The sequence below is a fragment of the Halorubrum sp. BV1 genome, from assembly GCF_000746205.1.
In the GTDB taxonomy this organism is placed as follows: domain Archaea; phylum Halobacteriota; class Halobacteria; order Halobacteriales; family Haloferacaceae; genus Halorubrum.
The window spans coordinates 670,200-697,117 of record NZ_JQKV01000001.1; the positions used below are offsets into that span (position 1 = coordinate 670,200).

Annotated in this window: 25 protein-coding genes; 18 read left to right on the forward strand and 7 right to left on the reverse strand. The window is 67.3% G+C overall.

Going from position 1 to position 26,918, the window contains the following annotated elements; translation table 11 throughout:
• Window positions 1-585, forward strand: coding sequence for a HalX domain-containing protein (locus EP28_RS03290; protein ID WP_049982569.1), 585 nt, complete (start codon window positions 1-3; stop codon window positions 583-585).
• Window positions 586-677: 92 nt separating this feature from the next.
• Window positions 678-2,732, forward strand: coding sequence for a DEAD/DEAH box helicase (locus tag EP28_RS03295; RefSeq protein WP_049982570.1), 2,055 nt, complete (start codon window positions 678-680; stop codon window positions 2,730-2,732).
• A gap of 41 nt (window positions 2,733-2,773) precedes the next feature.
• Here EP28_RS03295 and EP28_RS03300 read toward each other — a convergent pair whose 3' ends face one another.
• Window positions 2,774-3,841, reverse strand: coding sequence for a phytoene/squalene synthase family protein (locus tag EP28_RS03300; protein ID WP_049982571.1), 1,068 nt, complete (start codon window positions 3,839-3,841; stop codon window positions 2,774-2,776).
• Between the two features lie 158 nt (window positions 3,842-3,999).
• Between EP28_RS03300 and EP28_RS03305 the strand changes: the two genes are divergently transcribed.
• The gene (locus tag EP28_RS03305) at window positions 4,000-5,145 is read left to right on the forward strand and encodes an acyl-CoA dehydrogenase family protein (protein ID WP_049982572.1); all 1,146 of its coding nucleotides are present in this window, start codon (window positions 4,000-4,002) and stop codon (window positions 5,143-5,145) included.
• A gap of 29 nt (window positions 5,146-5,174) precedes the next feature.
• On the opposite strand, the gene EP28_RS03310 is transcribed toward EP28_RS03305, so the two are convergent.
• The 4 genes from EP28_RS03310 to EP28_RS03325 all read right to left on the reverse strand — a co-directional run bounded on the left by EP28_RS03310 (window position 5,175) and on the right by EP28_RS03325 (window position 9,448).
• A complete protein-coding gene (locus tag EP28_RS03310; protein WP_049982573.1) occupies window positions 5,175-7,121 on the reverse strand; it encodes a PH domain-containing protein in 1,947 nt (648 codons plus the stop codon).
• The gene (locus EP28_RS03315; RefSeq protein ID WP_049982574.1) at window positions 7,118-7,582 is read right to left on the reverse strand and encodes a PH domain-containing protein; all 465 of its coding nucleotides are present in this window, start codon (window positions 7,580-7,582) and stop codon (window positions 7,118-7,120) included. Before EP28_RS03315 ends, EP28_RS03310 begins: the two co-directional genes overlap by 4 nt.
• A gap of 145 nt (window positions 7,583-7,727) precedes the next feature.
• Window positions 7,728-8,411, reverse strand: coding sequence for a YqjF family protein (locus tag EP28_RS03320; RefSeq protein ID WP_049982575.1), 684 nt, complete (start codon window positions 8,409-8,411; stop codon window positions 7,728-7,730).
• 86 nt (window positions 8,412-8,497) lie between these two features.
• The gene (locus EP28_RS03325; RefSeq protein ID WP_049982576.1) at window positions 8,498-9,448 is read right to left on the reverse strand and encodes a cation diffusion facilitator family transporter; all 951 of its coding nucleotides are present in this window, start codon (window positions 9,446-9,448) and stop codon (window positions 8,498-8,500) included.
• A 149-nt stretch (window positions 9,449-9,597) separates the two neighbouring features.
• On the opposite strand from EP28_RS03325, the gene EP28_RS03330 reads away from it, so the two are divergent.
• The 10 genes from EP28_RS03330 (at window position 9,598) to EP28_RS03375 (ending at window position 21,017) form a co-directional block, all read left to right on the forward strand.
• The gene (locus EP28_RS03330; protein ID WP_049982577.1) at window positions 9,598-11,022 is read left to right on the forward strand and encodes a DUF7289 family protein; all 1,425 of its coding nucleotides are present in this window, start codon (window positions 9,598-9,600) and stop codon (window positions 11,020-11,022) included.
• 179 nt (window positions 11,023-11,201) lie between these two features.
• Window positions 11,202-11,903: an HD domain-containing protein gene (locus tag EP28_RS03335; RefSeq protein ID WP_049982578.1), complete on the forward strand. Its 702-nt coding sequence runs from the start codon at window positions 11,202-11,204 to the stop codon at window positions 11,901-11,903.
• A 154-nt stretch (window positions 11,904-12,057) separates the two neighbouring features.
• A complete protein-coding gene (locus EP28_RS03340) occupies window positions 12,058-12,303 on the forward strand; it encodes a YhbY family RNA-binding protein (protein ID WP_049982579.1) in 246 nt (81 codons plus the stop codon).
• The gene (locus EP28_RS03345; RefSeq protein WP_049982580.1) at window positions 12,303-13,193 is read left to right on the forward strand and encodes a mechanosensitive ion channel family protein; all 891 of its coding nucleotides are present in this window, start codon (window positions 12,303-12,305) and stop codon (window positions 13,191-13,193) included. The genes EP28_RS03340 and EP28_RS03345 overlap by 1 nt, the downstream gene beginning before the upstream one ends.
• A gap of 91 nt (window positions 13,194-13,284) precedes the next feature.
• The gene (gene trkA / locus EP28_RS03350) at window positions 13,285-14,622 is read left to right on the forward strand and encodes a Trk system potassium transporter TrkA (RefSeq protein ID WP_049982581.1); all 1,338 of its coding nucleotides are present in this window, start codon (window positions 13,285-13,287) and stop codon (window positions 14,620-14,622) included.
• Between the two features lie 7 nt (window positions 14,623-14,629).
• Window positions 14,630-16,132, forward strand: coding sequence for a TrkH family potassium uptake protein (locus EP28_RS03355; RefSeq protein ID WP_049982582.1), 1,503 nt, complete (start codon window positions 14,630-14,632; stop codon window positions 16,130-16,132).
• Window positions 16,133-16,249: 117 nt separating this feature from the next.
• Complete coding sequence (locus EP28_RS03360) at window positions 16,250-17,818, forward strand: TrkH family potassium uptake protein (protein ID WP_049982583.1); 1,569 nt, start codon at window positions 16,250-16,252, stop codon at window positions 17,816-17,818.
• Window positions 17,819-17,939: 121 nt separating this feature from the next.
• Window positions 17,940-18,380, forward strand: coding sequence for a universal stress protein (locus EP28_RS03365; protein ID WP_049982584.1), 441 nt, complete (start codon window positions 17,940-17,942; stop codon window positions 18,378-18,380).
• Between the two features lie 254 nt (window positions 18,381-18,634).
• Complete coding sequence (locus EP28_RS03370) at window positions 18,635-19,318, forward strand: potassium channel family protein (RefSeq protein WP_049982585.1); 684 nt, start codon at window positions 18,635-18,637, stop codon at window positions 19,316-19,318.
• A gap of 1 nt (window position 19,319) precedes the next feature.
• Window positions 19,320-21,017: a potassium transporter TrkG gene (locus EP28_RS03375; protein WP_049982586.1), complete on the forward strand. Its 1,698-nt coding sequence runs from the start codon at window positions 19,320-19,322 to the stop codon at window positions 21,015-21,017.
• Between the two features lie 27 nt (window positions 21,018-21,044).
• Here EP28_RS03375 and EP28_RS03380 read toward each other — a convergent pair whose 3' ends face one another.
• Complete coding sequence (locus EP28_RS03380; protein WP_049982587.1) at window positions 21,045-21,401, reverse strand: hypothetical protein; 357 nt, start codon at window positions 21,399-21,401, stop codon at window positions 21,045-21,047.
• Window positions 21,402-21,605: 204 nt separating this feature from the next.
• Complete coding sequence (locus EP28_RS03385; protein WP_049982588.1) at window positions 21,606-21,851, reverse strand: DUF7999 family protein; 246 nt, start codon at window positions 21,849-21,851, stop codon at window positions 21,606-21,608.
• 102 nt (window positions 21,852-21,953) lie between these two features.
• On the opposite strand from EP28_RS03385, the gene EP28_RS03390 reads away from it, so the two are divergent.
• From EP28_RS03390 to EP28_RS03410, 5 genes are all read left to right on the forward strand, one after another.
• The gene (locus tag EP28_RS03390; RefSeq protein ID WP_049982589.1) at window positions 21,954-22,715 is read left to right on the forward strand and encodes a 4-phosphopantoate--beta-alanine ligase; all 762 of its coding nucleotides are present in this window, start codon (window positions 21,954-21,956) and stop codon (window positions 22,713-22,715) included.
• A gap of 105 nt (window positions 22,716-22,820) precedes the next feature.
• Window positions 22,821-24,578, forward strand: coding sequence for a pyruvate kinase (gene pyk / locus EP28_RS03395; protein ID WP_049982590.1), 1,758 nt, complete (start codon window positions 22,821-22,823; stop codon window positions 24,576-24,578).
• Window positions 24,579-24,659: 81 nt separating this feature from the next.
• Window positions 24,660-24,896, forward strand: coding sequence for a DUF7312 domain-containing protein (locus EP28_RS03400; RefSeq protein ID WP_049982591.1), 237 nt, complete (start codon window positions 24,660-24,662; stop codon window positions 24,894-24,896).
• A gap of 125 nt (window positions 24,897-25,021) precedes the next feature.
• Window positions 25,022-25,675: an NfeD family protein gene (locus EP28_RS03405; RefSeq protein ID WP_049982592.1), complete on the forward strand. Its 654-nt coding sequence runs from the start codon at window positions 25,022-25,024 to the stop codon at window positions 25,673-25,675.
• A complete protein-coding gene (locus EP28_RS03410; RefSeq protein WP_049982593.1) occupies window positions 25,672-26,820 on the forward strand; it encodes a M20 family metallopeptidase in 1,149 nt (382 codons plus the stop codon). The genes EP28_RS03405 and EP28_RS03410 overlap by 4 nt, the downstream gene beginning before the upstream one ends.
• Window positions 26,821-26,918: the final 98 nt, after the last annotated feature.

A 26,918-nucleotide genomic window follows, 5' to 3' on the forward strand; every position in this document is an offset into this window, starting at 1 on the left:
ATGAGTGAGCAATCGCCGCTCGTCCTCGTGGTCGAGGACGAGCCCGACCTGGCCGACCTGTACGCAGCGTGGCTCAGCGACGATTATAGCGTGTTGACCGCGTACGGTGGTCAGGAAGCGCTCGATCAGATCGACGAGGCCGACGACGACGTGGACGCGATTCTCCTCGACAGGCGGATGCCCGGTCTCTCCGGGGACGAAGTGCTCGCAGCCGTCAGAGAGCGCGGGATCGACTGTCGCGTGGCGATGGTCACCGCGGTCGAGCCGGACTTCGACATCTTGCAGATGGGATTCGACGACTACCTCGTGAAGCCGGTCACGAGCGACACCCTCCGCGAGACGGTAGACGGCCTGTTGCGCCGCGGCGAGTACGACACGGACGTACAGGAACTGTTCTCGTTGACCTCGAAGAAGGCGATACTAGAAACGGAAAAGAGCGCCACGGAGCTGGCGGACAACGAGGAGTACCAAGATCTGACGGAGCGTATCGAGAACCTCCGATCGAAGGCGGACAACTCGCTTGAAGCGGTGACCGAAGACGACGACTTCGAGCGGCTATTCTCCGAGTTCGACGTTGAGGAGTGACCGGCGACGGCCCGCACCGTCGAAACGTCGACACCCGACGCCCGGATTCCGCGGCGACTGTTTAAATACTACCACGCCGAATCGACGGTCGAATGCGCGTTCGGGACCTTCCGCTTTCCGCGTCGTCCGTCGATCACTTCGCCGATCGCGGGGTCCGAGAGCTGTACCCGCCGCAGGCGGCCGCGGTCGACGCGGGGGTCTGTGAGGGTTCGAACGTCGTCGCGGCCATCCCGACCGCCTCCGGCAAGACGTTCATCGCACAGTTGGGCCTGCTGACCGCAGACGGCCCGGGGTTGTACGTCTGCCCGCTCCGAGCGCTCGCCCGCGAAAAGTACGAGTCGTTCGCGTCGCTCCCCGGCCTCGAGGTGGGGATCTCAACCGGCGACTTTGACGCGTCAGGTGAGGATCTCGCCGGCAACGACGTCATCGTCGCCACGTCGGAGAAGGTCGATTCGGCGATCCGAAACGGCGCGTCGTGGGTCGACGAGTTGGCCTGTGTCGTCGTCGACGAAGTGCACCTCCTCGACGCGGAGCGTCGCGGCCCGACCCTCGAAGTAACGATCGCGACGCTCCGTCGACAGAACCCCGACGTACAGGTCGTCGCGCTCTCGGCGACCGTCGACAATCCGGAGGCGATCGCGGGATGGCTGGACGCGACGCTCATCGAGTCGGACTGGCGACCGGTCGATCTCCGTACCGGCGTTGCCGTCGGCGGATCGGTCGCGTTCGACGACGGGACGACCCGCGAGGTCCCGCTCGACGAACCGGATCGGGCCAACGGACGCGACGGTGACGCCAGCAGTGGCGGCGGTGACGCCAGCAGTGGCGGCGGTGACACGGGCAACAGCACCGGTGACGCTGGCGGCGACGACGACGGCGAGACGGGACCCGACGACACCGAGGTCGCGGCTGCGCTCGTCGCAGACACGGTCGCCGAGGGCGGCCAGTGTCTCGCGTTCGTTCGGTCGCGGGCGGAGGCGGTGTCGCTGGCGGAGCGGCTCGCCGCCGACGGTCTCGCAGAACGGATGGGGATAGAAACTGCCGCGGCCGCGGCCGCCGACGAGGCCGGCGCGGTCGACGGGACAGTGACCGGACGCCAGCTCGCCGACTGTCTTCGATCGGGCGTCGCGTTCCACCACGCCGGGCTCCGCTCCGGTCACCGAGCCGTGGTCGAATCGGCGTTTCGCGACCGCGACGTCGCCTGCATCTGTGCGACGCCGACGCTCGCGGCGGGCGTCAACGTCCCGGCGCGCCGCGTCGTCGTCCGCGACCAGAAGCGCTACTCCGGGTCGAGAATGGAGTGGCTCCCGACCCTCGAAGTCCACCAGATGTGCGGGCGAGCCGGCCGCCCCGGCCTCGACCCGCACGGAGAGGCCGTCCTCGTCGGCGCGGCAGACACCAGAGACGAACTCGTCGAGCGGTACGTCGACGGCGAGCCCGAGGCCGTCGAATCGACGCTCGCCGACCCGGCCTCGCTTCGGACGCACGTCCTCTCTGCTATCGCCACCGGCTTCGCCGAGACAGAAGCTGAGATCCTCGACGTGTTCGAGGGGACCTTCTACGCCCGCGAGACGGGTGCCGGTGGACTGGCCGACGCGGTCGGCGTCGCCGTGGACGCCCTCGTCTCGGCCGACATGGTCCAGAGGGAGACGACGGGCGGTGTCGACGACTATCGGCTCATCGCCACGTCGGTCGGCGAGACGACCTCGCGACAGTACGTCCGACCGGAGACGGGCGAGCGAATTGTCGACGGCCTGCGAACAGCCGCGGCCATGCCGAACGCGACGACACTCACCGCCTTCGAACTGATATGTGACACGCCCGATATGCAGGACACGTACCTCGGCAACGAAGAGCGCGCCGAGATGTACCGGTTTGCGCGGCGACACGCCGGCGTGTTGACGACAGAGATGCACGAGACGGACGCCTTCGAGGAGTGGCTGGAGTCTGTGAAGACGGCGCGGATCCTCGACGAGTGGATCGACGGGGCGACCGTCGAGGAACTCGTCGAGGCCTACCGGATCGGCCCGGGCGATCTCGACTCGCGGATCGAGCGCGCGGAGTGGCTGTTGAGTGCGGCCGAAGCGCTCGCGGACACGATCGGTGTCGGCGTGCCGTCGGTTCCGCGGGCGCGCTCTCGGCTGTGAACGTGAGCCGAGACCGAGTAGGAAACAGGCGTCGAACGCGGTCAGTCCGCCGGTTCGACGGCCCTGTGGAACGGCGTTCGGGAGATGGTCTTCCGGAGGTCCGCGAGCGAGTCGCGCCCCGCTTCGCCGGCGACCGACATCACGGCGAACACCTCTTTTCTGGATATCTTCACGCCGGTCTCGGTGAGCGCGTCTTCCGGGCGCGAGCTGAGCTCGCGGAGCGTGCCCACGGCTAGCAGATACGGAACCGTCCACGCCTCAATCGTGTTCCCGTTCGAGAGCGGCATCGTCTCGAGGTACGCCTGCGCGTCGTCGAGGAACGAGCGCGCGAGATCGGCGGTGCGGTCGACCACGCGGGCCGACGATTCGCGGTTCGCCGGGTGGACGACGCGCTCTTGGTCGACGCCTTCGTCGGCGAGCCACTCCGCCGGGAGGTAGACGTTGTTCTCTTCGGTGTAGTCGTCGTACACGTCTTTCGAGACGTTCACGAGCTGTAAGAGGAGGCCAAACTCCTCTGCGGTGTCGCGGAGCCGCTTCGCGCGGTCCTCGGTGACGTCGCCGCGGGTGAGGAGGTTCGTGATGAGGTTGCCGACGGTGCCGGCGGCGTAGTAACAGTACTGTTCTAGCTCCTCGCGGTCGTCTATCCGGAGACCGCCCTCGGTGGCATGACGGTCGACGAACATCGCCATCCCGTCGACCATCTCGATGACGGGCGGGACGATCGCGGCGCGGGCCTCGGGGTCGAGTTCTTCGAACGTCGCCACGATCGTGGGTGCCTCGGCGACGACCTCCCAGTCCTCGTCGCGTTTTTCGGGAGCCGGGAGCCACTCGTCGACCGCCTCGCGGAACGTCGCGATGTCGACGTCGCTGTCGGGGTCGATCGCGCGGCGGTACGTCCGCAACACGTCGCTCTGGGCGGCGGGCGGGATGTGCCCCGCGTCTTCGACGGTGTCGGCGACCCGACAGAGGAGGTATCCCACGCAGATCTGCGAGGCCATCGGCTCCTCTAACACGTCGACGGTCAGCGCAAAGGTTCGGGAGACGCCTTGCACCGCCTCGTGACACCACGAGAGGTCGGGTTCGACGGGGCCGTGTGATCGTCCGCTCATTCGGGTATCGGCCCTTACGTCACAACGCATAAAAAGCCTCGTGGAACGGCGGAGGGGAGCGGCCGAATCGAAGCGATACGCGGCGTCCGCATCGGGAACGAACCCGCGCGAACGATCATCGTGGCAACGGCTAAGTCACCGTGGGGGAAGCATTCGCTATGGAGCTAACGCTCTCAGCGGAGCAGCGACAAATCCGTGACACCGTCGCGTCGTTCGTCGACGAGGAGGTCGTCCCGCGCGCCGCCGACATCGACGAGACGGACGAGTTCCCCGCGGACCTGATAGACGAAATGGCCGACCTCGGGTTCATGGGGATGCCGTTCCCCGTCGAGTACGGCGGTTCCGGACTCGATTACCACAGCTACGTGCTCGGGCTCGCGGAGATCGCCCGCGGGTCGGGCGGGCTCGGCACGATCGTCGCCGCCCACACCTCTCTCGCCGGTACCATGGTGTACGACTTCGGTGACGAAGCCCAAAAGTCGGAGTACCTCACGCCGCTCGCCGCTGGCGACGACGTCGGCGCGTTCGCGCTCTCGGAGGCCGAGGCCGGCTCCGACGTTCCGGCCATGTCCACGGTCGCCGAGCGGGACGGCGACGGCTACGTCGTGAACGGCGGGAAGCTGTGGATATCGAACGGGTCCGTCGCCGACACGGTCGTCCTCTTCGCGAAGACGGATCCTGACGCCGGCCGAGATGGGATCTCCGCGTTCGTCGTCCGTCCCGACGAAGACGAGGGGTTCGTCGTCGAGGGGACGGAAAAGAAGCTCGGTGACAAGGGGTGTCCCACGGCGGAACTGCGCTTCGATGACATGTGGCTGCCCGAGGATCGGCTCCTCGGGGACGAGGGAGAGGGGTTCGTGCAGGCGCTGAAGACGCTGAACGGGGGCCGGATAACCATCGCGGCACGCTCCGTCGGCATCGCTCGCGCCGCGCTCGACGAAGCGACGTCGTACGCGCAAGAGCGCGAGCAGTTCGACCGCCCCATTGCCGACTTCCAAGCCATCCAGCACAAGCTCGCGGACATGGACACCAAGACCCGGGCCGCGGAGCTGTTGATGCACGAGGCGGCCGACCTGAAGATGCGCGACGAGTCGTTCGTGAAGGAGGCCGCGCAGGCGAAGCTGTACGCCTCCGAAATCGCCCGAGAGGTCGCCAACGAAGGGATTCAGATCCACGGCGGCTACGGCTACACAAAGGACTTCCCGGCCGAGCGGTTCTACCGAGACGCGAAGCTCTCCGAGATATACGAGGGGACGAGCGAAGTGCTCCGAAACACCATCGCCCAACAGCTGCTCGACGAGTAGAACGTCACCGGTTCGCGTGGCGAAGACTGTTACTGACGGTCCTCAGTGCGTCTGCCATGATCGTCGCTGTCGTCACTGTCGTCGCTGTCACTGTCGTGGTTGCCGTCGCTGTCGTCGGAGACACCGTCAGTATCCGCAGCGTCGCCGTCCGCGTCGCTGTCGTCGTCATTTTCGTCTCGATGCGTCACGTCGGCGTCGGACGGGAACCGATCGACCGCGTAGTTGCCCGTGTCGACGCGCTTCGCCGGCTCGGAGTAATCGCGGTCGCTCCCCGCGAAGTCGGGTCGGATCACGCCGTCGTCCGGCGGCTCTTCGGCGTCCGCCTCGACCGTCGCCGCGTCGGCGGCGGTGGCCGTGTCGCTTCGAGCGCTCTCCGTCGTGTCGTCCTCGGGAACCTCGTCTCCGTCTCCGGGAACCTCGTCTCCGTCTCCGGGAGTCCCGCCGCCCTCGTCGGGGGGGTCGTCTCCGGGGTCGCCTTCGATCCACTCGAATCCGCTCCGTTGCCGTCGCCGCGCCGACACGGCCTCGTGGAGTCGCTCGCGAAGGGTCTCACGGAGCGCGACCGCCTCGTCGACCGCGATGTCGACGGCGGCGGCCTCGTTGCCGGTGAGCGAACTAGAGCCGGCGGTGTCGGCGACGATCGTCGCGACTCCCCACCGGCGCTGGAACACCGTGCGACTGTCGATGACGTTTTGCACTCGATAGTACGGGACGACGGTCACGGTTCGGCTCCAGAACCCGTTCCGCGTGAGCAGGTGGTCCTCGCCGAGCCAGTAGCCGCGGTGTTTCCACTTGAGATGCGCGGCGGGCGGTACGGCGGGGAGGAGCACGAGGAGACCGAACCACGGCAGGTCGGCGACGAGATACCAGTCGGTCGCGAACGCGATTCCGGTGAGAACGGCGACCCCGAGTGTGTACCGGAACGCGTACCGCCACCGGATCCGTTTCGGCGGCCGATCGAAGCGCGGGTCGCCGAACGGCTCCACCTCGCGGGCGAGTCCGTAGACGCGGGCGGCGGCTGCGATCGGGACCGCCGACTGGCTCCCCTGATCGCCGTTCTGTCCCGGGGCGTAGCCGGCGGTCTCGATGGCGAGGCTCGCGTACCCGAGCGCGCGCTTCGCCGGGTTGTCCGTGATAGTGAGCGTCTGGACCTTCTCGGTCGGGATCGACCCGCTGTACCGACGGAAGAGGCCGCGCTCGTACCGCAACTCGTCGCCGGCTCGCGCGAGCCGGAACCCGTAGTAGTTCGAGAACGCGACGCCCGCGCCGAGCACCCACGACACGAGGAACAGCCCGCCGACGGCGACGAACGCCGTCGCGGTGAGCGCGGCGGCGTCAGCGCCCGGGAGGAACCCCGAGAGCACCGGGAAGGAACCGGATCCCAAGAACGCCAGCAGGCCGATCAGACGGCCGTCGAACGACAGCGCGCCGACGAGTGCAAGCTCTTTCGGCGAGATGGCGAACAGCTCCGTCTCAGCGTCGGCGGCTCCGCCCGACACGCCGGCCGTCGCCGGGTCGTCGGCGTCGCCGCCCGTTCCGCTCTCGCCGCCCGCGCCGCTCTTTCGACGCTGGACCTCGCGTCGGATCCGCGTCGCCTCGGCCGGCGAGACGAACCGGATGGACCCCTCGGTGCTCGACCCGCCGGCCGTCTCCAGATCGACGGCCGCGATCCCGATCGCCCGCTGGATCACGCTCTGGCTCACGTCGACGTTCTGTATCCGTCGGTAGGGTATCTCTCGCTCGCGGCGAGAGATCACCCCCGACGCGATGTCGAAGGTATCGGCGGCGAACTCGTAGTCGAACCGTCGGTAGTACGCCGTCTCGTAGCCGAAGGCGGCGAGGAGCATCGCTCCGGCGACGCCGACCGCGAGCGGAAGTCCCCAGCCGTTGCTGTTCACGACGAAGAAGCCGACGACGACGAACCCCGAGACCTTCTGAAGCGCGCGGTACGGGATCGACTGGGGCGCGAGTCTCACACCGCGTCCTCCCCGTCGGCGCGGATCGCAAGCCGTTTCAGCTCCTCGCGAAGGTCGCTCGCCCCGCTCGGCGTCAGTCCCGGGATCTGTACGTCCGCTCCCCGCGATCCGGCCGTGTACACCACACAGGAGGCGAGGCCGACGGCGCGCTCGACCGGCCCGCGGCGCGAGTCGACGTGCTGGATTCGCACCAGCGGGACGGTCGTCCGGACCTGCGTGATCACGCCGCGGTCGAGGTACAGCGCGTCCTCGCGGATCTCGTAGCTCCAGCGTCGGTACTTCAACGTGGCGTGTGCGACGCCGACGACGAGCGCGACGCCGCCGACCGCGCCCGCAGACCATCGTGGCACGTAGCCCAGGTAGGCCACGGCGGCGACTGGGAGGGAGACGAGCACGGCGACGAGCGCCGCACGGAGGATCCACACGATCCGTACGCGGGGATGAAGCGACTGAGCGGTCATCGGTCCGCCCCTGTCGCGCGTCCGAGAGTCATACGCGGTGGTTGTCCGCGACGCATTATAAGTCCCGGCCGTCGGTGCGGAGCAGCGCGGCCCGTGGTCGTCCTCGGCGGGTGTGCGGCTCCGTTCAGATCCGACGGGAGCGGTATCAGATCCGGCGGATCCGGTCCGCCGTCACGTCTATCGGGTCGGCGACGTGTGCGGTCGGCTCGCCGTCCGGTCGCTCAAACCCGTTCGCCTCGAATAGCGTGTTCGCCCGGAGGTCGACCCGAGCCTCGCGAAGCGTCCAGGGCTCGTGTGCGATCTCTCCGACGTAGAGCCTCCGACCGGACGTGTAAAACCGGTAGTTCTCGACGAGGAAGGCGGCTCGCGATCCCGGATCGGGGACGAACGCCTCCCCGTCCGGCCTGTAGGTCGCATCGAAGCGGGCGTGCGGGGCATCGCGGTGCGCCCGACGGCTGGTGAACCGGACCGCGTCGCCGTCGCGACGCACCGACATCTCGGCGCGGTAGTACGGCAGGGCGAACAGCCGGCGTGCGACCGCGACGCCGAGCCGGTCTGCGGCGTCGAGGTTGTAGAAGTAGACCCCCGGCCCGTTCGGCCCCTCGACGTACGTGCGGAGGTTCAACTCCGGGAACGAGAGCCCGACCGGCGATCCGCGCGGGCGGATGTCGTCCATCACGAACGCGACGACGCCGAGGTAGGCGTCGCCGTCATGCGTGGCGACCGAAAGCCCAGACGGAAGCGTCTCGGCGACGACGGCGGGGTCGGCTACCCAGTGACAGAACAGCCCCTCGCGCCACGTCATCTCCAGCCAGCGGGGTGCGGCCATATCGACCGTCGGTGCTCGACGAATAAATGCGGTGCGGCGGACGGGCGGGGCGACCGATCCGCGCGAATCGAGGCGGCCGCCGAGGCTTAGAACGGACCGTCGCCGGACGGTCCACGGGGCGGCCCGGTCGTCGACTCCTCGGCGTCTTTCCACTCGCCGAGCCCCGAGGGGTCGAGGTGCACGTGAACGTCGCCAACGTCGTCGAGGGCGCGCAGGCTCGTGACGAGTTCCGTCTCGACGTCGTGGGCGTCGTGCAGCGTCATGCTACCGTCGACCTCGACGTGGACTTCGACCTCCAGATCGGTCCCGTCGTAGTACACGGTGAGATCGTGAACGCCTTCGACGGCGGGGTGATCGCGCAGGGCCGCGACGATCCGGTCGCGGTCGGCGTCGGGGGGCGCGCCACCGACCAGGTACGTCACGTTCTCGCGGCCGATCTCGATCCCCTGATACACGACGAGGACGCTGACGAGCGCCCCGGCCAGCGGATCGAGGACGGGAAATTCGAGGAAGACGCCGAAGATGCCGACAAGCGCCGCAATCGTCGTGTAGATGTCGTTGAGACAGTCGGCCGACAGCGCGGTGAGCGCCGTGGATCCGAGCGAGTCGTTCACCCGCTCCGTGTACCAGTAGAGGAGGTACATGTCGGCCACCGCGAAAAGCAGCGCGGCGACCAAGAACGGGCTCGCCGCGACCTCGGTCGGACCGACCAGCCCGACGATCGACTCGCGCAACAGGAGGAGCCCGAGAATCACGATCGTCGCGCCGACGAAAAGCGCCGTCAGCGGTTCGATCCGCTGGTGACCGTGTGGGTGAGTCGGGTCGGCGTCGTCGTACCGCGCGCCGCCCCAGATCAGGACGACGGCGCTCGCGACCAGATCCGCGACGGAGTGGGCCGCGTCGGCGACGAGCGCGACGCTCCCGAACGCGATCCCGGCCGCGCCCTCGACGAGGATCTTGGCTAGGTTCCCGAGGACGTTCACCGCCGCGGCCCGCTGGAATCGCCCTTTCTCGCTTCGAGAGCCGGGAACCCACATTCGTCCGAACCGTCGGCGGCCGCGTTTAAGAACTTCGTGGCTGGCGCGTCCCGACGCGACACCCGGTTACACCGGACGCCGCACAGCTGCGTATCAGTTCTGATGGCTGACGGTCCGAGGTTAAGTACGGTGGCGACGTACGCCCTGGCATGAGAGTCAGCGAGCGCGGCCAAAGCGAGGTGATCGGCGTCGTGCTCCTGTTAGGAATCACCATCGCGGCCGTGACGGCCACGGTGGCGACGGGGAGCGTCGCACTCGGGCTGATCACCGACGAGGCCCAGTCTGCGAGCGTCGAAAACGGGATGTCTCAGTTCTCCTCGCAGTCCAGCCTCGTCGCGCTCGGCGAGACGGACGCGCGGCGGTTCGACCTCGGGAGCGTCGACGGCGGACAACTTCGCCTCGACGAGGACGCCGGGCACGTCACGGTGCGGATCGAAAACGGAACCGACGGCGAGACGACGGTGTACGACGGGTCGATAGGCACGCTGGAGTACGTCGGATCGGACCGTACCGTCGCGCTGCAGGGCGGCGGCGTCTGGACCGCCTCCAACGGCTACGGGCGGATGGTCTCGCCGCCGGAGTACCACTACCGAGGGACCACGCTCACGTTCCCGATCGTGCGCCTGACGGGGACGGAGCAGACCCCGCAGTCGGGGACCGGCGTCGTCCGTCGGTCGTCGGGCGGCACCGACAACGTCACCGAGACGGCGAACCCCCTCGAAAACGGGACGGTCGTCGTGGAGGTACAGAGCGACTACTACGAGGGGTGGTACGAGTTCTTCAGCCAGCGCGCCGACGGCTCGGTGACGAAGTACGACGGCAATCGGACGACGGTCGCGCGCTTGGTCGTGCCGGACGAGGTCGTGTTCGACCGGGCGATCTCTCTCGAAGGCGATTACACGCACGGAAACAACGGGAACGGCGGCCTCGACGAGTCGCTCTACGAGGAGGACGAGGTGCATCCGTCGCCCGGGCCGATGATCGACTCCGCGCTACAGGAGGGTGCGGACTCCGGCGAGCCGCTCTCGAACTGTTTCGACGCCGACCCCTGTACGGGCGGCACCTACTACGCGTCCGGCGATGTCGACGTCGGCCAGCGGGTGGAGTTTGACACGAGCGGCGGCGACGTCACGATCGCGGTCGACGGCGATCTTGACCTCGGCGGGAACGAACTCGAGATCACGAACGAGGGCGACGGCGTCGTCCGGTACTACGTCAACGGCTCCGTGTTCGCGAACGGCGACGCGACGGTGGGTACGACGAGCGCCGCCGTCGAGGCGCAGCGGAATCAGTTCTACGTGCGAGACGGGTTCCTCGAAGACGGCCCCGGACAGGGGACCGTCGACGTCGACGCGGTCGTGTACGCCCCGAACTCGGACACGGACCTCGCCGGGAGCGTCACGCTCCGTGGCGGCTTCGTGTTCGACTCCCTGACTACGCAGAGCAGCGCGTTCAGCGTCGAACACGACGACACGCTCGACGACATCGAGATCCGTATCGCGGGCGGCAGCGGTCGGAACTCGATCACGTACCTCCATGTGAGCGAGAACGCCGTGGAGGTCGAGTTCGACTGAGCGCCCGTCGATCAGACTTCCCGCCGGCTGCGAGGGGTCACCGACCGGGTTGGGCCGCCGACACCGCACCGCCGTGACGGCGATATGGCACCGCTCGACCGCCGTCGCGGCACCGTCGTAACGCCTAAGAACGAAACGCTCCTCGGTCACGGTAATGAATCATGAGTTTTTCGTCCGAGGTGGTTCCCGTGGGCGTCGAGATTAAGGAAACGGAGGTGAGCGACGAGGAGTTCGCCGAGATGAAAGCGTTTGTGAGAGATTACCTCGCAGCCAGCGTCGAGAGCGAGGACGATGGCGGTCGGATGCGGTGGTATCCGTGGCACTCGGCCGACTACCGGTTTAACCACATCCTCAACGTCGTCGACCTCGCGACCGAGATCGCGGCGTCGGAGAGCGCCGACCTCGACGTGGTCCGCGTCGCGGCGGTGTTCCACGACGTCGCGAAACTGGAGGCCGAACAGGACGTCCACGCCGAGGCCGGCGCGCGCGTCGCCCGCGAGTACCTCACGAGCCGCGGCGACTACCCGGAGTGGTTCGTCGACGAGGTGTGCGGCGCGGTCGTCGACCACTCGTACACCGGTGACCTCGACGACGTGCCCTTGGAGAGCCGGTGCCTGATCGAAGCGGACGTGCTCGATAAGGTCGGCGCGAACGGCGCGGTCCTGATGCTCCTGCGGATGGGATACGAGTCCCGCACGCACATGGACGCCGCGAAGATGGTCGACCGCGTCTTACAGCGCGCACACGACCACACCGAGCGCGTCGTCTCCGACAGCGCAGAGAGCATCGCCCACCAGCGGATAAAACGCGTGAAGTGGTTGCGCGAGTGGCTCGAAGAAGAAGTGTCGCGGATGGACGCCGACGGCGTCACCGACCGCTGAGGCGAGTCGACACGAGAACCGCACTCGGACCGCCGAGCATCATCTCCGACCGCCGAGCATCATCTCCGACCGCCGAGCATCATCTCCGACCGCCGATCCTCCCCTTCGACCGCCGAACCTCAAGCTTCAATGGTCACGGGCGTGTTGCGTCCGTATGAGCGACCAACAGCTTCGCAAGGAGGCACACGACCTCGACGTCACCGTCTGGGTCGGGAAACACGGTATCGACGCGGTCGTCGACGAACTCGGAGACCAACTCGACGACAGCAAGCTCGTCAAGGTGAAGTTCCTCCGCGCCGCTCGCGGCGGGACGACGACCGACGAGCTCGCCGCTGAACTCGCCGACGCGGTCGACGCGGAACTGATAGAGACGCGCGGGAACACGGCGGTGCTCCACTGATGGCCGCCGCGCCCCCGGCGCGAGCCGTCGTCGCTGTCGGCGGCGCACTGGACCCGTATCTCGGACCCTTCACCGGCACGGTCGTCGACGCGGGGACGTTCCTTACCGTACTCGCGGCGGTGTACGTGGTGTTTAAGATCGCCATCGCGCCGCTTTTCGAGCGGGTGTTCAACCGCCGGGGGCTCGACGATCACGCGCGGAAGCCGCTACAGAAGCTGCTGACGTTCGTCGTCTTCTTCGCCGGAGTCACGGTCGCGTTCGGCGCGGCCGGCTACGGCGACTTCCTGCAGTCGCTGGCGACGATCGGGGCCGCGGCGACGCTCGCCATCGGATTCGCGCTCCAAGACGTGCTCAAGAACTTCGTCGCTGGGGTGTTCATCTTCACGGACAAACCGTTCCGGATCGGCGACTGGATCGAGTGGCAGGGGAACTCCGGCGTCGTCGAGGACATCTCGCTCCGTGTGACCCGTGTCCGAACGTTCGATAACGAACTGCTCACGGTACCGAACAACGTGCTCACGGGCGACGTGATCAAAAACCCCGTCGCGAAGAAGACCCTCCGGCTGAAGTTCGTCTTCGGGATCGACTACGAGGACGACATCGACAAGGCGACGGAGATCATCGTGGAGGAGGCGGAGCGGAGCGAGGCCATTCTGGACGACCCCGCCCCGTCGGTGCGGCTGACGGAGCTGGCGGACTCGTACGTCGGGTTGCAGTCGCGGATCTGGATCGACGACCCCTCGCGCGCGGACTTCGTGAAGACCCGCGCCGACTACGTGAAGGCGGTCAAAGAGCGGTTCGACGAGGAGGACATCTCGATCCCGTTCCCGCAGCGCACCGTCTCGGGACGGAACTCGTGGGAGGAACCGAGCGCGTTCGGCGGGGACTGATCGCTCGGGCCGTCTCTTCTCCGGGTCGCGGTCGCGTCGATCCGGGATTCCGATAGTAACGAACTTCAGTCTCGGGTAACTCGGTGTGGCTATGCACGTGGTCGTTATCGGGGCCGGCGAGGTCGGGACGAGTATCGCCGCGAGTCTCGCGTCGGACCACGAGGTCGTCGTCGTCGACGTTGACCCGGACCGAGCGGAACAGCTCAAGTACGAACTCGACGTTCTCACCATCGCCGGCGACGGCACGAGTTCGGAGATCCAGACCGCGGCGGACGTCGGCCGCGCAGACATGGTCATTGCCTGCACCGATAACGACCAGACGAATCTCGTCGCCTGCGGGACCGCGAAGACGCTCGGTGATGGGTTCACCATCGCGCGCGTGAAGAGCACGGACTTCCTCCGGACGTGGCAGGGGAACGAAGGCGCGTTCGGCGTCGATTTTATGGTGTGTACGGACCTGCTGACGGCCGAGAACATCGTTCGCGTCATCGGCCTTCCGGCCGCCGTCGACGTCGATCCGTTCGCGGGTGGTCTGGTGCAGATGGCCGAGTTCGAGATCGCCGAGGGGAGTCCCGTGGCCGGGCAGACGGTCTCGGAGGCGGACCGCTTCGAGTCTCTCACGTTCGTCGGGCTGTTCCGCGACGGCGAGATGACCATCCCACGCGGCGACACCGGAATCACGGTCGGCGACCGTGCGGTAGTTATAGGGAGCCCCGAGAGCGTGCAAGCGTTCGCGACAGACGTCGCGCCGCAGACGACCCCTGGCCGCGCCGACGAGATCGTCGTTGTCGGCGGAAGCGAGATCGGATACCAAACGGCGAGGCTCCTCGAAGAACGCGACTTCAAGCCACGGGTGATAGAACAAGACTCCGGTCGCGCCCGCTGGCTCGCGGAGAATCTCCCGAAAACCGTCGTGATGGAACACGACGCGACAGACGCGGAGTTCCTCACGCGGGAGCACGTCGACGAGGCCGACATCGTCGTCACCGCACTCGGGTCGGACGAAAAGAACCTGCTCATCTCCGTGCTCGCGAAGCGGCTCGGCGTCGACCGGGTGATCGCGGTCGTGGACAGCCCCGATTACGTCACTGTGTTCGAGGAAATCGGTATCGACATCGCGATCAACCCGCGCACCGTGACCGCAGAAGAGATCACGCGGTTCACCTACGAGAGCGTCGCCGAAAACATCGCCGTGCTGGAGAACGATCAGGCCGAAGTCCTCGAATTGGAACTCACTGAGGGCTGCGGCCTCGTCGGACGACCGATCTCGGAGATCGTCGCCGAGACCGACGCGCGGTTCGTCATCGGCGCGATCACCCGCGATCACGCGCTTGTTACCCCTCGTGGCGATACCGTGCTTCAGGCCGGCGATCACGTTATTCTCCTTGCGGAGTCCGACGCTATCGGAGCCATCACCTCGATGGCGTGACACGCCCGTGAGACCCACGGTGCGAGTCGGTTGGCGTGCGAGCGTCGGGCTCTCCGGGGACATCCTCGCCGCTCTCCCCGTCCCGCTGGCGTTCCCACTGTTGGTAGCGCTCTACTACGGTGAGTCGCCGCTCCCCTTCGTTGCGGCGATCGCGGTCTCGGTCGCACTTGGAGCCGGATTTCGGAGGCTTGGCGATCCGAACAGCAACCTCGGTCCCCGCGAGGCGTTCCTCGCGGTGGCGCTCATTTGGTTTCTCGTCGCCGTCGTCGGCGCGATTCCGTTCGTCGTCGCCGGCGACGGAACGACCGCACACCCGGTGAACGCACTGTTCGAGTCGATGAGCGGACTGACGACGACCGGTGCGACGGTTCTCGTCGACTTCTCGGTCCACTCCCGCTCGGTCATGATGTGGCGACAGGTGATTCAGTGGCTCGGCGGCCTCGGGATCTTGATCCTCGCGACCGCGGTGCTCTCGGAGGTCGGCGTCGGCGGGGCCCAGCTGATGGAGTCGGAGACGCAAACGCAGGACATCAACAAACTCGCGCCCAAGATCTCGCGGACGGCACAGCTCATCTGGGGAATCTACTTCGGGCTCACCGGGCTCGCGGTCGTCGTCTACTTCCTGCTCGGGCTCGCCGTCGACCCTCGGATGGACCTGTACAACGCGGTCGCGCACGCGTTCACATCGGTCGCGACCGCCGGGTTCTCGCCGGAGCCGCTCTCCGTCGGCGCGTTTCATCCGGCCATTCAGTGGGCGGTCGTCCCGTTCATGGTGATCGGCTCGACGAGCTTCGTACTCATCTATTTCGCTATCAACGGCGAACCGATGCGCCTGTTGAAAAACGAGGAGTTTCACTTCTATCTCGGTGCGATGGCCCTCTTCGCGTCGATCGTCGCCCTCGGGCTATTCTTCGATCCCGGGATCGGATACGGTGTCGAAGGAACGCTTCGCCACGCCGTGTTCAACGTCGTCTCGATCGTGACGACGACGGGGTACGCGAGCACCGATTACGTGACGTGGGCACCGGCGGCGAAGCACATCCTGTTCATGGGGATGTTCGTCGGCGGGATGGTCGGGTCGACCACGTGTTCGATCAAGTCGCTCCGGTGGCTGGTCGCGCTGAAGTCGTTCCGACGGAACCTCTACACCGCCATCCATCCGGAAGCGGTGCGTCCGGTCCGCATCTCTGAAAAGCCGATCGACGAGGGGGCCATCCGCGACATCTACGCGTACCTGCTGTTGAGCATCGTCATTTTCTTTCTTCTCACCGTGGTGATCGTTGTCGACGCGGAGCGATCCGGGCTCCGCGTGACCGAATTCGAGGCGCTCGGCGCAGCGGCGACGACGTTTCTCAACATCGGCCCCGCGTTCGGCGCTGCGGGTCCGTACGGGACGTTCGCGACCTTCCCGATGAGCACCCGAGCCGTGATGGTCGTCCTCATGTGGATCGGTCGGATCGAGATAATCCCCGTGCTCGTGCTGTTCACGAAGGCGTTCTGGACCTCGTGACGGCACACCGCGAGTCGAGATCTGACCAACATTCGAAGACAGACCAGGCGGCGCCGCGGTCGTTCCTTCGACAGTTTAATACAGGGAACCGGCCACTCTCACATCGATCGAACATTCATGTCCTGGGGCGTCAACTGGAAGGCGAGCGTCGGGCTTCTCGGGGTCGGAATCAAGTACCTCGCCGTCACGATGCTGGTGCCGCTGGTCGTAGCGATCGCGTACGGCGAGGACATCTGGGTGTTTCTCGTCTCGATGGTGCTCGTCGCCGGCATCGGGGTCGTCGTAGAACGGATCGATCCCGACCCCGATCTCGGGCCGCGCGAGGCGCTGCTTTTCGTCTCGCTCGCGTGGATCACCGCCGCGGTCATCGGCACGATCCCCTACCTTCTTGCGGGGTACGGTACCGCGTCTACGGTCGGGCTCCAGGTCGGGTCGGCCGGCGCGTTCACGGAGTCGATCGTCAACGCACTGTTCGAGTCGATGAGCGGGTTCACCACCACAGGCGCGACGATACTCGGTGAAATCAGCACCGATCGCCACTCTCACGCCGTGCTGATGTGGCGTCAGCTCACGCAGTGGCTCGGCGGGATGGGTATCATCGTGCTGATGATCGCCATCCTCCCGGAGGTCGCGGTCAACGGTGCCCAACTGATGGAATCGGAGGCCCCCGGTCCGGAACTACAGAAACTCACGCCGAAGATCGCAGAGACCGCGCGCGCGCTCTGGCTCATCTACTTCGGCTTTACCGTGGTGTACATTGTACTCTTATACGGGCTTCACCTCGGCGGAATGGCACCGAACATGGACCTATACAACGCGATCGCCCACGGGTTTACCACCCTTCCAACCGGCGGATTCTCGCCCGAAGCCGACAGCATCGGCGCGTTCTCGGCAGCCGTCCAGTGGGTCGTCATCCCGTTCATGGTCGTCGCCGGTGTCAACTTCGCGCTGTTCTGGCATGTGTTACGCGGTGAGACGCAGATCATGCTTGAGAATGCCGAGTTTCGCGCGTACGCCGGCGCGACCGCCGTCGTGACCGCCGTTCTCGCGGTGCTCCTGTTCCGCGGCGCGGCTCCACCCATCGAACTGGGCGGTGTGACCCAGGGGGTCGCCGAAAACTCGCTCCGGCAGGCGACGTTTCAGATCGCCTCGCTTCTGAACTCGACCGGGTACGCGACCGCCGACTTCGCGCAGTGGGAGACGCACACCCAGATCCTCCTCATGTTCGCGATGTTTATCGGCGGGTCGGCCGGCTCGACCGGCGGGGGCGTCAAAATCGTTCGGTGGCTCATCGTCGGGAAGGCGATCCGCCGAGAACTCTTCACTTCCGCACATCCCGACGTCGTGCAGCCGATCCGTCTCAGCGGGAGCGTCGTCGACGAGGACGCGATCCGCGGTATCATGGCGTTCACCATTCTCTATCTCGTCCTGTTCGGCGTCTCGGCGGTCCTTCTCTCTCTCGACGCCGCACGGATCGGGATTCAGCTAACGATGCTTGAGTCGACGAGCGCGTCGCTCGCGACGATCGGAAATATCGGACCGGGATTCGGTCGGTTAGGCCCCTTCGGGAGTTATCTGTTTTTCCCCGACACGTCGAAGCTGCTGATGGTGTTCCTGATGTGGATCGGTCGGCTAGAGATCGTCCCGGTGCTCGCGGTGTTCATCTCGGCGATCGACACGCGGTGACGGTCCGGTTCGGGACGCGTCGCTCGGGTGCAGTGTCGCCCTGAAAGACGCCTCTGGCGTCTTCTAGCGGAGCGATGTCAGAGAACGTAGCTTCTTAACCGGCGAGGACAGTAGTGTTCGTATGACGAGCACCGACGACACTGACGGGCAGGACCTGCTCGGACACGTACTCCTTCCGGTCGCTCACGAAGAAGACGCCCTAGCTACAGCGCGCGCGCTCGCACCGTACGACCCGGATCGCGTGACCGCGCTACACGTCGTCGAGAAGGGCGAGGGCGTCCCCGACAAGACGCCGATCGAGCAGTCCGAAGACCTCGCGGCCGAGTCGTACGCGGCCGTCCGGTCGGTGTTCCCTGACGCCGACGACCACACCGCGTACGCCCATGACGTCGTCGGCGCGATCTTCGATGCGGCAGACGAGGTCGATGCGAGCGCGATCGCCTACCGCTCCCGTGGCGGAAACCGACTCATGCAGTTCCTCTCCGGCGATCTGTCGCTGAAGTTGGTGACTAACGCGGCTCTCCCCGTACTTGCGCTTCCGCGAGCGGATTCGGACGAATGAGGAAGAGGCGCTTGCGCTCCGGGACACGGTCGGCTGCGACGCCTCCCGACTGTCGGTCGTCGACTCCGGAGACGATCGGTCGCGTCAGCGAGGAGCACGACCTCGTGATAGTGAGACGACAGAGCGCGGACTGCTCTCGCGGATCGTCCGCGCGGTCGCTGTGGGAGCGGCTGGTCGGCGAGCGGTGAGGATCTCTCCATCTCCGTTGTGCCGGAGCGGTAGCCTTTCGGTGGTCGCCGCGGAACCGTCGTAACATGTATCTGATCGTCGTGGGTGCGGGCGACATCGGGACACCGCTCGTCGATCTCGCGACCGACAGCGGCAACGAGGTCGTCGTCATCGAGCGCGACGAGGAACGGGCCGAGCGAGCGTCGAGGCAGTACGACTGTCTCGTGCTCAACGACGACGCGACCTCGAAAGAGACGCTACAGGACGCCGGAGCCGACCGGGCGGACGCGCTCATCTCGACGACGGATCAGGACGCGACGAACATCATGGTCTGTCTACTGGCCCAAGAGCTGTCGATCCCGAACATCGTTTCGGTCGTTCACAACCCCGAACACATGAGCGTGTTCGAACAGATCGGCGTCAACACGATGCAGAATCCACAGAGCCTGATCGCGGAGTATCTCTACCGAGCCGTGAGTCGTCCGTCGGTCATCGATTTCATGCACATCGGCGAGGAGGCGGAGGTGTTCGAGATCACCGTCGGGCCAGACGCGCCGATCGCCGGCAAGACGCTTCGGGAGGCGGACGAGGCGGATCTCATCGGCGGCCAAACCTTGATCGTCGCCGTCGAGCGGGACAGTGAGGAGACCCCAATTACGCCGCGTGGAACCACACGCATCGAGGCTGGCGATCTGCTCACGGTCTACTCGGGGATCGGTGTAACCCCGGAGGTGACGGACATCTTTGGTCATGTGGAGAACCACGCCTGAGATGACCGGTCCGAACGGCGGCCGGCTCCCGTCTGATCTGGGAATCATCGCCCGTGACATCGGCTCGCTCCTCCTGATGGAGTCCGGGCTGATGACGGTCTCCGTCGTCGTCGCCCTCGCATTTAGTGAACTCTACGCCGCACTTGGTTTCCTCCTTGCGGGTGGTCTGACGGCGCTCGTCGGCGGGGTCGCCTATCGCCGGTTCGCCGACGCCCCGGAGCCGAAGATGAAACACGGTATGGTCATCGCGGCTGGCGGGTGGCTCATGGTCGCGGTGTTCGGTGCGCTTCCTCTGTTTCTCACGGCGTGGGCGACGCCACCGGCCGCGATGGACGCGTTCGTCCCTGCCGCCGCGGACACGGCTTCGTGGGAACCGATCGAAGTCGGCGGAACCACGACGCTCTCCAGTCTCGGATACTTCCGTGACCCGCTCCACGCCTTCTTCGAAAGCATGAGCGGATGGACCGGAAGCGGACTGACGATGGCGGTCCACGAGCCATCGCTGCCGCGGGCGGTCCAGTGGTGGCGGTCGTTCATTCAGTGGGTCGGCGGCGTCGGCGTCATCGTCCTCACCGTCTCTATTCTCTCGCGGCCCGGCAGCGGGAGTTACGCGCTCTACCGGAGCGAGGCCAGAGAGCAGAAGATCCACCCGAGCGTCGTCTCGACGGTCCGGACGGTCTGGAAGCTCGTCGTCGGATACACGCTTTTGGCCTTTTTGCTGTTGTTCGTTTCAATCTCCGCAAGCGGGAGCGCGTACGCCGAGTCACTCTCTCTCGGCGAAACCGCTTGGCAGGCGCTCAACCACGCCATGACGGGACTCACGACGGGCGGATTCTCCGTCACGGACAACTCGATCGCGACGTACGGCTCTCCGTTAGTCGAGGCGGCGTTGGTGCCGATCATGACCCTCGGCGCGATCGCCTTCCCCGTCCACTTCGTGGTGCTCCGGGACCGGAGCCTCCACGAACTGGCCGCGGACCTCCAGACACGGTGGCTGTTCGCGCTGCTCGGAGTCGGCGTGGTGATCCTCTCGATACAGAACGCCGCATCCGTCCAGGCGGCACCGGGAGCGTTCGCGACGGGATCGTTCCTTCCGGTTTCCGGCCCGATACTCGACGGAGCGCAGCTCGACGCCGTTCGGGACTCGACGTTTCAGTGGGTCAGCGCTCTGACCTGCACGGGGTTCCAGTCGGCCCCGATAGGCCGGTGGGTCGCCGGCGCGAAGGTGCTCGTCGTCGGCGCGATGGTCCTCGGCGGTGCCGCCGGGTCAACCGTGGGCGGAATCAAGGTCATCCGTGGATACACGGTCGCACGCGGTATCGCCTGGCAGTTCTCCCGCGTGTTTCTGCCGAAGAGCGCGGTCGTCACCGGGCGTCTCGGCGATCGGACGCTGGACCGCGAAACGATGGAACGTGAGTTCGGCGAAGCCGCCATCGTCACTCTGCTGTGGATCGTCGCCCTCGTTGTCGGGAGCGTCGTTCTCGTCAACGTCGCCGCCCCGGAGTTCGGCTACGCCGACGCGCTGTTCGAAGTCGCCAGCGCACAGGGGAACGTCGGGCTCTCCACGGGAATCACCGGGCCGTCGATGTCGCCGCTGGCCGAGGGGATGTTCGTCTTCAACATGTGGATCGGGCGGCTCGAGATTATTCCGGTGCTGGTGTTCGTTCGGGCCGGAATCTGGGGGTTGAACCCTCGCTGACACGCGTCAGCGGATCGACCGCCACCCTCACTCGTCGTCGGTCCGAACCGCTCCCATGAACGACCAGTGCGGCGCGTGGCTCCCGTCCGGTCGCGGCTCGTCGATGACGTGGTAGAGGTATGGCCCGTGCGGGCAGTCGGCACAGCCGTCCGCACAGCGGGTCTGTTTTACGACCTCGGTGTAGCCGTCGTGTTCGGTGACCCGGAGGATGTCATCGCCGGGTTCTGGTTCGATCGGTGAGTCCGTCTCGCCGTGAGATCGGAGCAGTTCCTGCGCGTGGACGATCGTCGCGCGGAGTTCGGATGGAGACAGCTCGCGTAGGTCGGCAGCGAGCCCGCTGGGAAGTCCCTCCGGTGGCGTCGGACCGTCTGTCGGGTCAGTCATGGTCGGTCGTTCGCATCGGGGTCATATAATCGATCCGCGTATCGCCGCACACCGGCAAAGAGACGAGTCACGCGTGGGTGACATTGCGTGCGGGTGGAATGTGCGCCGACACAGTGTGTCCGTCGATCCGCAGAGTGAAAACGACGATAGGCTCCGAAGCGGCTCGGTGTCACGTAGGCTCGTTCGGCGGTGACGAACGGCAGTTTATGCGGGGTCCGCGCTCACCGGCTGCGCCGTCTCGGCGCGCCACGCGTTCCCGCGGCGACCCTCGCGTGCGAGTTCGACCCTGACGACCGTGCCGGCGTCGAGGTCGGAGAGCGCGGACTCCACCTCCGAGTCGCCGTATTCGACGACGTGAACGGTGCTGTTCCGCGGGTGCTCGCGGAGCGTCGTCGTTCCGTGGTCGTTGCACGGTTCCACCACCGTGTACGTGCCGGAACGGTCAGCCATCACCCGATGTTCGTGTCGTATCGCAATAACGTTTGCTGCGGTGGCACCATCCGCGTCGAGCGGGAACGGGGCGCTTTACTCGTCGCACCGACAACGGCGGGCATGACCGAGACGGACATCCCCGAGGATCACCCGCGATACGCGTCGCTCGTGACGCGCCACCGTATCGAGGCGGGCGTCGAGGCGGGTATCACCTCGAAGCAGGGACTCATCGCGCAGGGGCGCGGCGAGGCGTTCGATTACCTCCTCGGCGAGCGGACCGTGCCGAGTGCGGACGCCGCCGCCCGCGCCGCCGCGGCCGCGCTCCTTGCGGCGGATCACCCGGTGATATCGGTGAACGGAAACGTCGCGGCGCTCGTGCCGGGAGAGACCGTCGAACTCGCCGCGGTCGTCGACGCGGATCTGGAAGTGAACCTCTTCAACCACACCGACGAGCGAGTGCGCCGGATCGCGGCCCACCTCCGCGATCACGGCGCGGACGAGGTGAAGGGGCTGGCCGCGGACGGCGAGATCCCCGGTCTGTCACACGCTCGCGGGACCGTCGACGCCGACGGCATCGAGTCGGCTGACGTGGTCGTCGTTCCCTTGGAGGACGGCGACCGCGCGGCGGCGCTCGACGAGATGGGGAAAACCGAGATCGTGATCGATCTCAATCCGGGAAGCCGGTCGCCGCAGACCGCGAGCGTGCCGATCATCGACAACCTGATCCGCGCCGTGCCGAACGTCACCGCGCACGCTCGCGACCTCGCAGACGCCGACGACGCGGAACTGGAGGCGATAGTCGATCGCTTCGACGCCGACGCGGCGCTCGCCGACGCGGAGGCCGCGATCCGCGACGGGGACTTCGGTGCCGACGCGGCGTGATCGTCGGAATCGGCCGGAGTGAGGCGAAGACAGACTGTCACGAACATTCACTCGGAGTCGACTCAACCGTGTGGCTTTTTCCGCCTCTGCGTCGAACCGAGCGGTATGCGAAACGCCAAGATCGTCTGTACGATCGGTCCCGCCTCGGACGATAGGGACACGATCCGCGACCTCGCCGCGGCGGGGATGTCCGTCGTCCGACTGAACGCCAGCCACGGAACGACGGACCACAGAGAGACCGTTATCGAGCGCGCCCGCGCCGTGGACGCCGAGATCGACGACCCGCTCGCGGTGATGGTCGATCTGAAAGGGCCAGAGGTCCGGACCGCCGAGATCGACGAGCCGATCACGATCGTCGAGGGGTCGACGGTGACGTTCGTCGAGGCCGACGACGCCACGCCCGACCGGATCGGTCTCACTCACTCGATCGCGGCCGCGGGACCGGGCGACACCGTGCTCCTCGACGACGGCCGAATCGAGTGCCGCGTCGACGGCGTCGACGGCGAGTCGGTGACCGCGACCGTCGTCTCCGGCGGGGATCTCGGCTCCCGAAAGGGTGTGAACCTCCCGGGCGTCGCCATCGACGTCGACCTGATCACGCCCGAAGACGAGGCCGAACTCGACTTGGCGGCGCGGACCGACGCCGACTTCGTCGCGGCCTCGTTCGTGCGCGACGCCGACGACGTCTACACGATCGCCGACGAGCTCGAGGCCCGCGGCGGCGACGACATCCCGATCGTCGCCAAGATCGAACGCGCCGGGGCGGTGGAGAACCTCGAAGGGATAGTCGACGCCGCAGACGGCGTGATGGTCGCGCGCGGCGACCTCGGCGTGGAGTGTCCGCTCGAAGACGTGCCCGTGATCCAAAAGCGGATCATCCGGACGTGCGTCAACCAGGGCGTCCCCGTGATCACCGCGACCGAGATGCTCGACTCGATGGTCGCCTCGCGGCGGCCGACCCGCGCCGAGGCCTCGGACGTCGCGAACGCTGTCCTCGACGGAACGGACGCGGTGATGCTCTCCGGCGAGACCGCGATCGGCGACGACCCGGTCAACGTCGTCGAGACGATGGACCGGATCGTCCGGCAGGTCGAGGGGAGCAACGAGTACGCAGAGACGCGAGAACAGCGCGTCCCGACCGCGGACGAGGGGTCTCGAACCGAGGCGCTGGCGCGCTCCGCGCGCTACCTCGCCCGCGACATCGGCGCGTCGACGATCGTCGCGGTCTCCGAGTCCGGCTTCACGGCGCGCAAGACCGCGATGTTCCGTCCCGGCGTCCCGGTGGTCGCGACGACTCCGGACGACCGGATCCGCCGCCAGCTCGCGCTCACATGGGGCGTCCGTCCGGTGTTGAGCGAGTACGCCCACGACATGGAGACGATCCTCGATAACGCGGTCGACGCCGCGCTCGACACGGGCGGTGCCGAGTCGGGCGACACGCTCGTCGTCCTCTCCGGGATGTTGACCGAGTTCGAGGGGACGAACACGACGAACACCCTCAAGGTCCACGTCGCGGCCGAGACGCTCGTGACCGGGAAGGCGGTCGTCAGCGGACACACGGCGGCTCCCGTGTACCGCGTCACAGACGGCGCGCTCGACGAGGTTCCAAGCGGGTCGATCGTCGCGCTCGGACCCGGATTCGAGGGGGAGTTCACGGGAGGCCTCGATGCGATCGCCGGCATCATCGACGCCCGCGAGGGGATGACCGGCTACCCGGCCGTGGTCGCCCGCGAACTCGGGGTCCCGATGGTCTCCGGCGCGACGCTGCCGGAGCGCGTCGCCGACGGCGAGACGGTCACCGTCGACGGCGAGCGCGGTATCGTCTACGACGGCGACGTGATCGCGGCGGCACGGAGCCGGTAACGGAGCCGGTCACGAACGCGGTCACGGCCGGCGTCTCCCGCCGCCCGCCAGTCATTTACTATCGCCTCGCGTAGCGTGGGTATGAGCCGCGAGGACCGCGACAACGTTCGGAGCCGGGCAAACGAGGCGCGCGAGGGCGACGAAGACGAGAGTCAGTGGCGGTTCTCCGTCGACGAGGTCGGACCGAACGGAGTCACCGAAGACACGCACACGCCCGCGGACGAGCCGATAGAGCCCGGGACGATAGACCTCGAAAACGCCGTCTTCGTCGCGCTCGGCGTGGCACTGACCGTCGGGGTCTTCGTGCTCGGCTTCTGACGGTCGCACCCGGCTTCTGACGGTCGCCTCGCCCGCTCGTTTGGCTCCGGCCGCGAGGCGGTCGTGCGGGGACGGCCTCGGCGTCCCGCACCACCACTTATGCCGACGCAGCCGTACGTCCGGACATGAACGCGCTCGCGCAGTCGGGGCTTTTTGCCCCCGAGACCCTCCCGCTCCTGTTGTTGACGGCCGGGCTGTTGCTCTCGATGGCGGAGGCGATCGCTCCGGGGGCGAACTTCATCGTCGTCGGCATCGCGCTCATCGGAGCCGGCCTCGGCGGCCTCCTCCTGGCGAGCGTCGGTGTCGCGGGCGCGGGGCTCGCGATCGTCATGGCGCTTCTGACGCTCGGGTTCGGCGCGGCCGCCTTCTACGGCTACCGCGAGTTCGACCTGTACGGCGGGAAGGGTCAACAGCAGACGACCGACAGCGACTCGCTGAAGGGGAAGACCGGCACCGTCACGGAGGAGGTCACGGCCGCGGGCGGCGAGGTGAAACTCGCCGGCGGCGGATTCAACCCGTACTACTCCGCGCGAGCCATCGAGGGGACGATCGCGGAGGGCGAAGAGGTGATGGTCGTCGACCCCGGCGGCGGCAACGTGGTTACCGTGGAGTCGATGGGATACGTCGAAGACGACATCGACAGGCAGCTCGCGGCCGACCGCGCCCGGAAGAAAGCGGACGATGGCGTCGACAGCGAGGGTGAGGCGGACCACGAGACGGAGGCGGACCGCGGGACGGAGGCGGACCACGAGACAGAGGCGGGGGTCGACCGCGAATGAGTGACCTCGTCGACCTGACGGAGCGGCTGGTCGCGATACCGTCACACGAGGACGAGACCGCCGCCGGCGACGCGATCGAGTCGTGGCTCCGCGCGGAGACGGACGCCCGCGTCGAGCGCGACGCCGTCGGCAACGTGCTCGCGTACAGGGAGCCGCCGGGAGGGTCCGGTCGGGCGGGCAGCGAGACGCTCGCGCTGGTCGGCCACCACGACGTGGTTCCGCCCGCCGAGCGGCAGACGGTCGGCGCGGGGACGGACGGCGAGTACGTCGTCGAGCGCAGCGACGGTCGGCTCCGCGGCCGTGGCACGGCGGACATGAAGGGGTCGCTCGCGGCCTGCCTGCTCGCGTTCCGGGACGCGACGCCGCCGCCGGGGCGGACGCTCGCCGTCGCCTCGTTCGCCGGCGAAGAAGAGGGCGGAACGGGGGCGAGACACGCGATAGCGGAGGGGTTCGCCCCGGACCGCGCGGTCGTCGCCGAGGGGTCGACCGGCTACTCTGCGCCCGGCGTCACGGACGTCGCCGTCGCGCACAAGGGGCGGCGCGCGTCGACGCTCGTCGCCAGCGGCACCGCGGCGCACGCCTCGGAGCCCGAGGCGGGCGAGAACGCGGTCTATCGGGCGAGCGACGCGATCGACGTCGTCCGCGACCTGGACGCGCCGAGCGCGACCGTCTTCGGCGAGTCGGTCACGGGGTCGCTGGCAGTCACGATCGTCGAGGGGGGCGAGACGTGGAACGTGATCCCGGAGCGGTGTGCGGTCACGATCGACGAGCGGACGGTCCCCGACGACCGGGCCGACCTCGGTCGGGTTGAGGCGGCCGTGACGGGCGTGGAGTGGACCGTCGATCAGGATCTCCCGCCGATGGCCTGCGAGGACGCCGACTTCGCGGACGCGGCGCTCTCGGTTGCCCGCGAGGTGCACGAGGCCGGCGGCCGCGGGAGCGCCGATCGCGACCCCGGCGCGCCGGAACACGTTGTGAAGCCCCACGCGACCGACGCCGGGTGGCTCGCCGAGGCGGGCACCGCCTGTCTCGTCTGCGGGGCCGCAGAACCCGGCGAGGCGCACACCGACACGGAGAGCGTCGGGATCGACGTGCTGGAGCGGTGTCGGCGGATCTACCGCGGGATCTGCGAGCGGGAGGCGTGAGGCGTCGACTGCGCGGGAGGCGTGAGGGCGGCAGCACACGGTGCGAGTAGACAGCAGCGCACAGGCGGGGCGGCGGAGGTGACGACTCGGACCCGCGA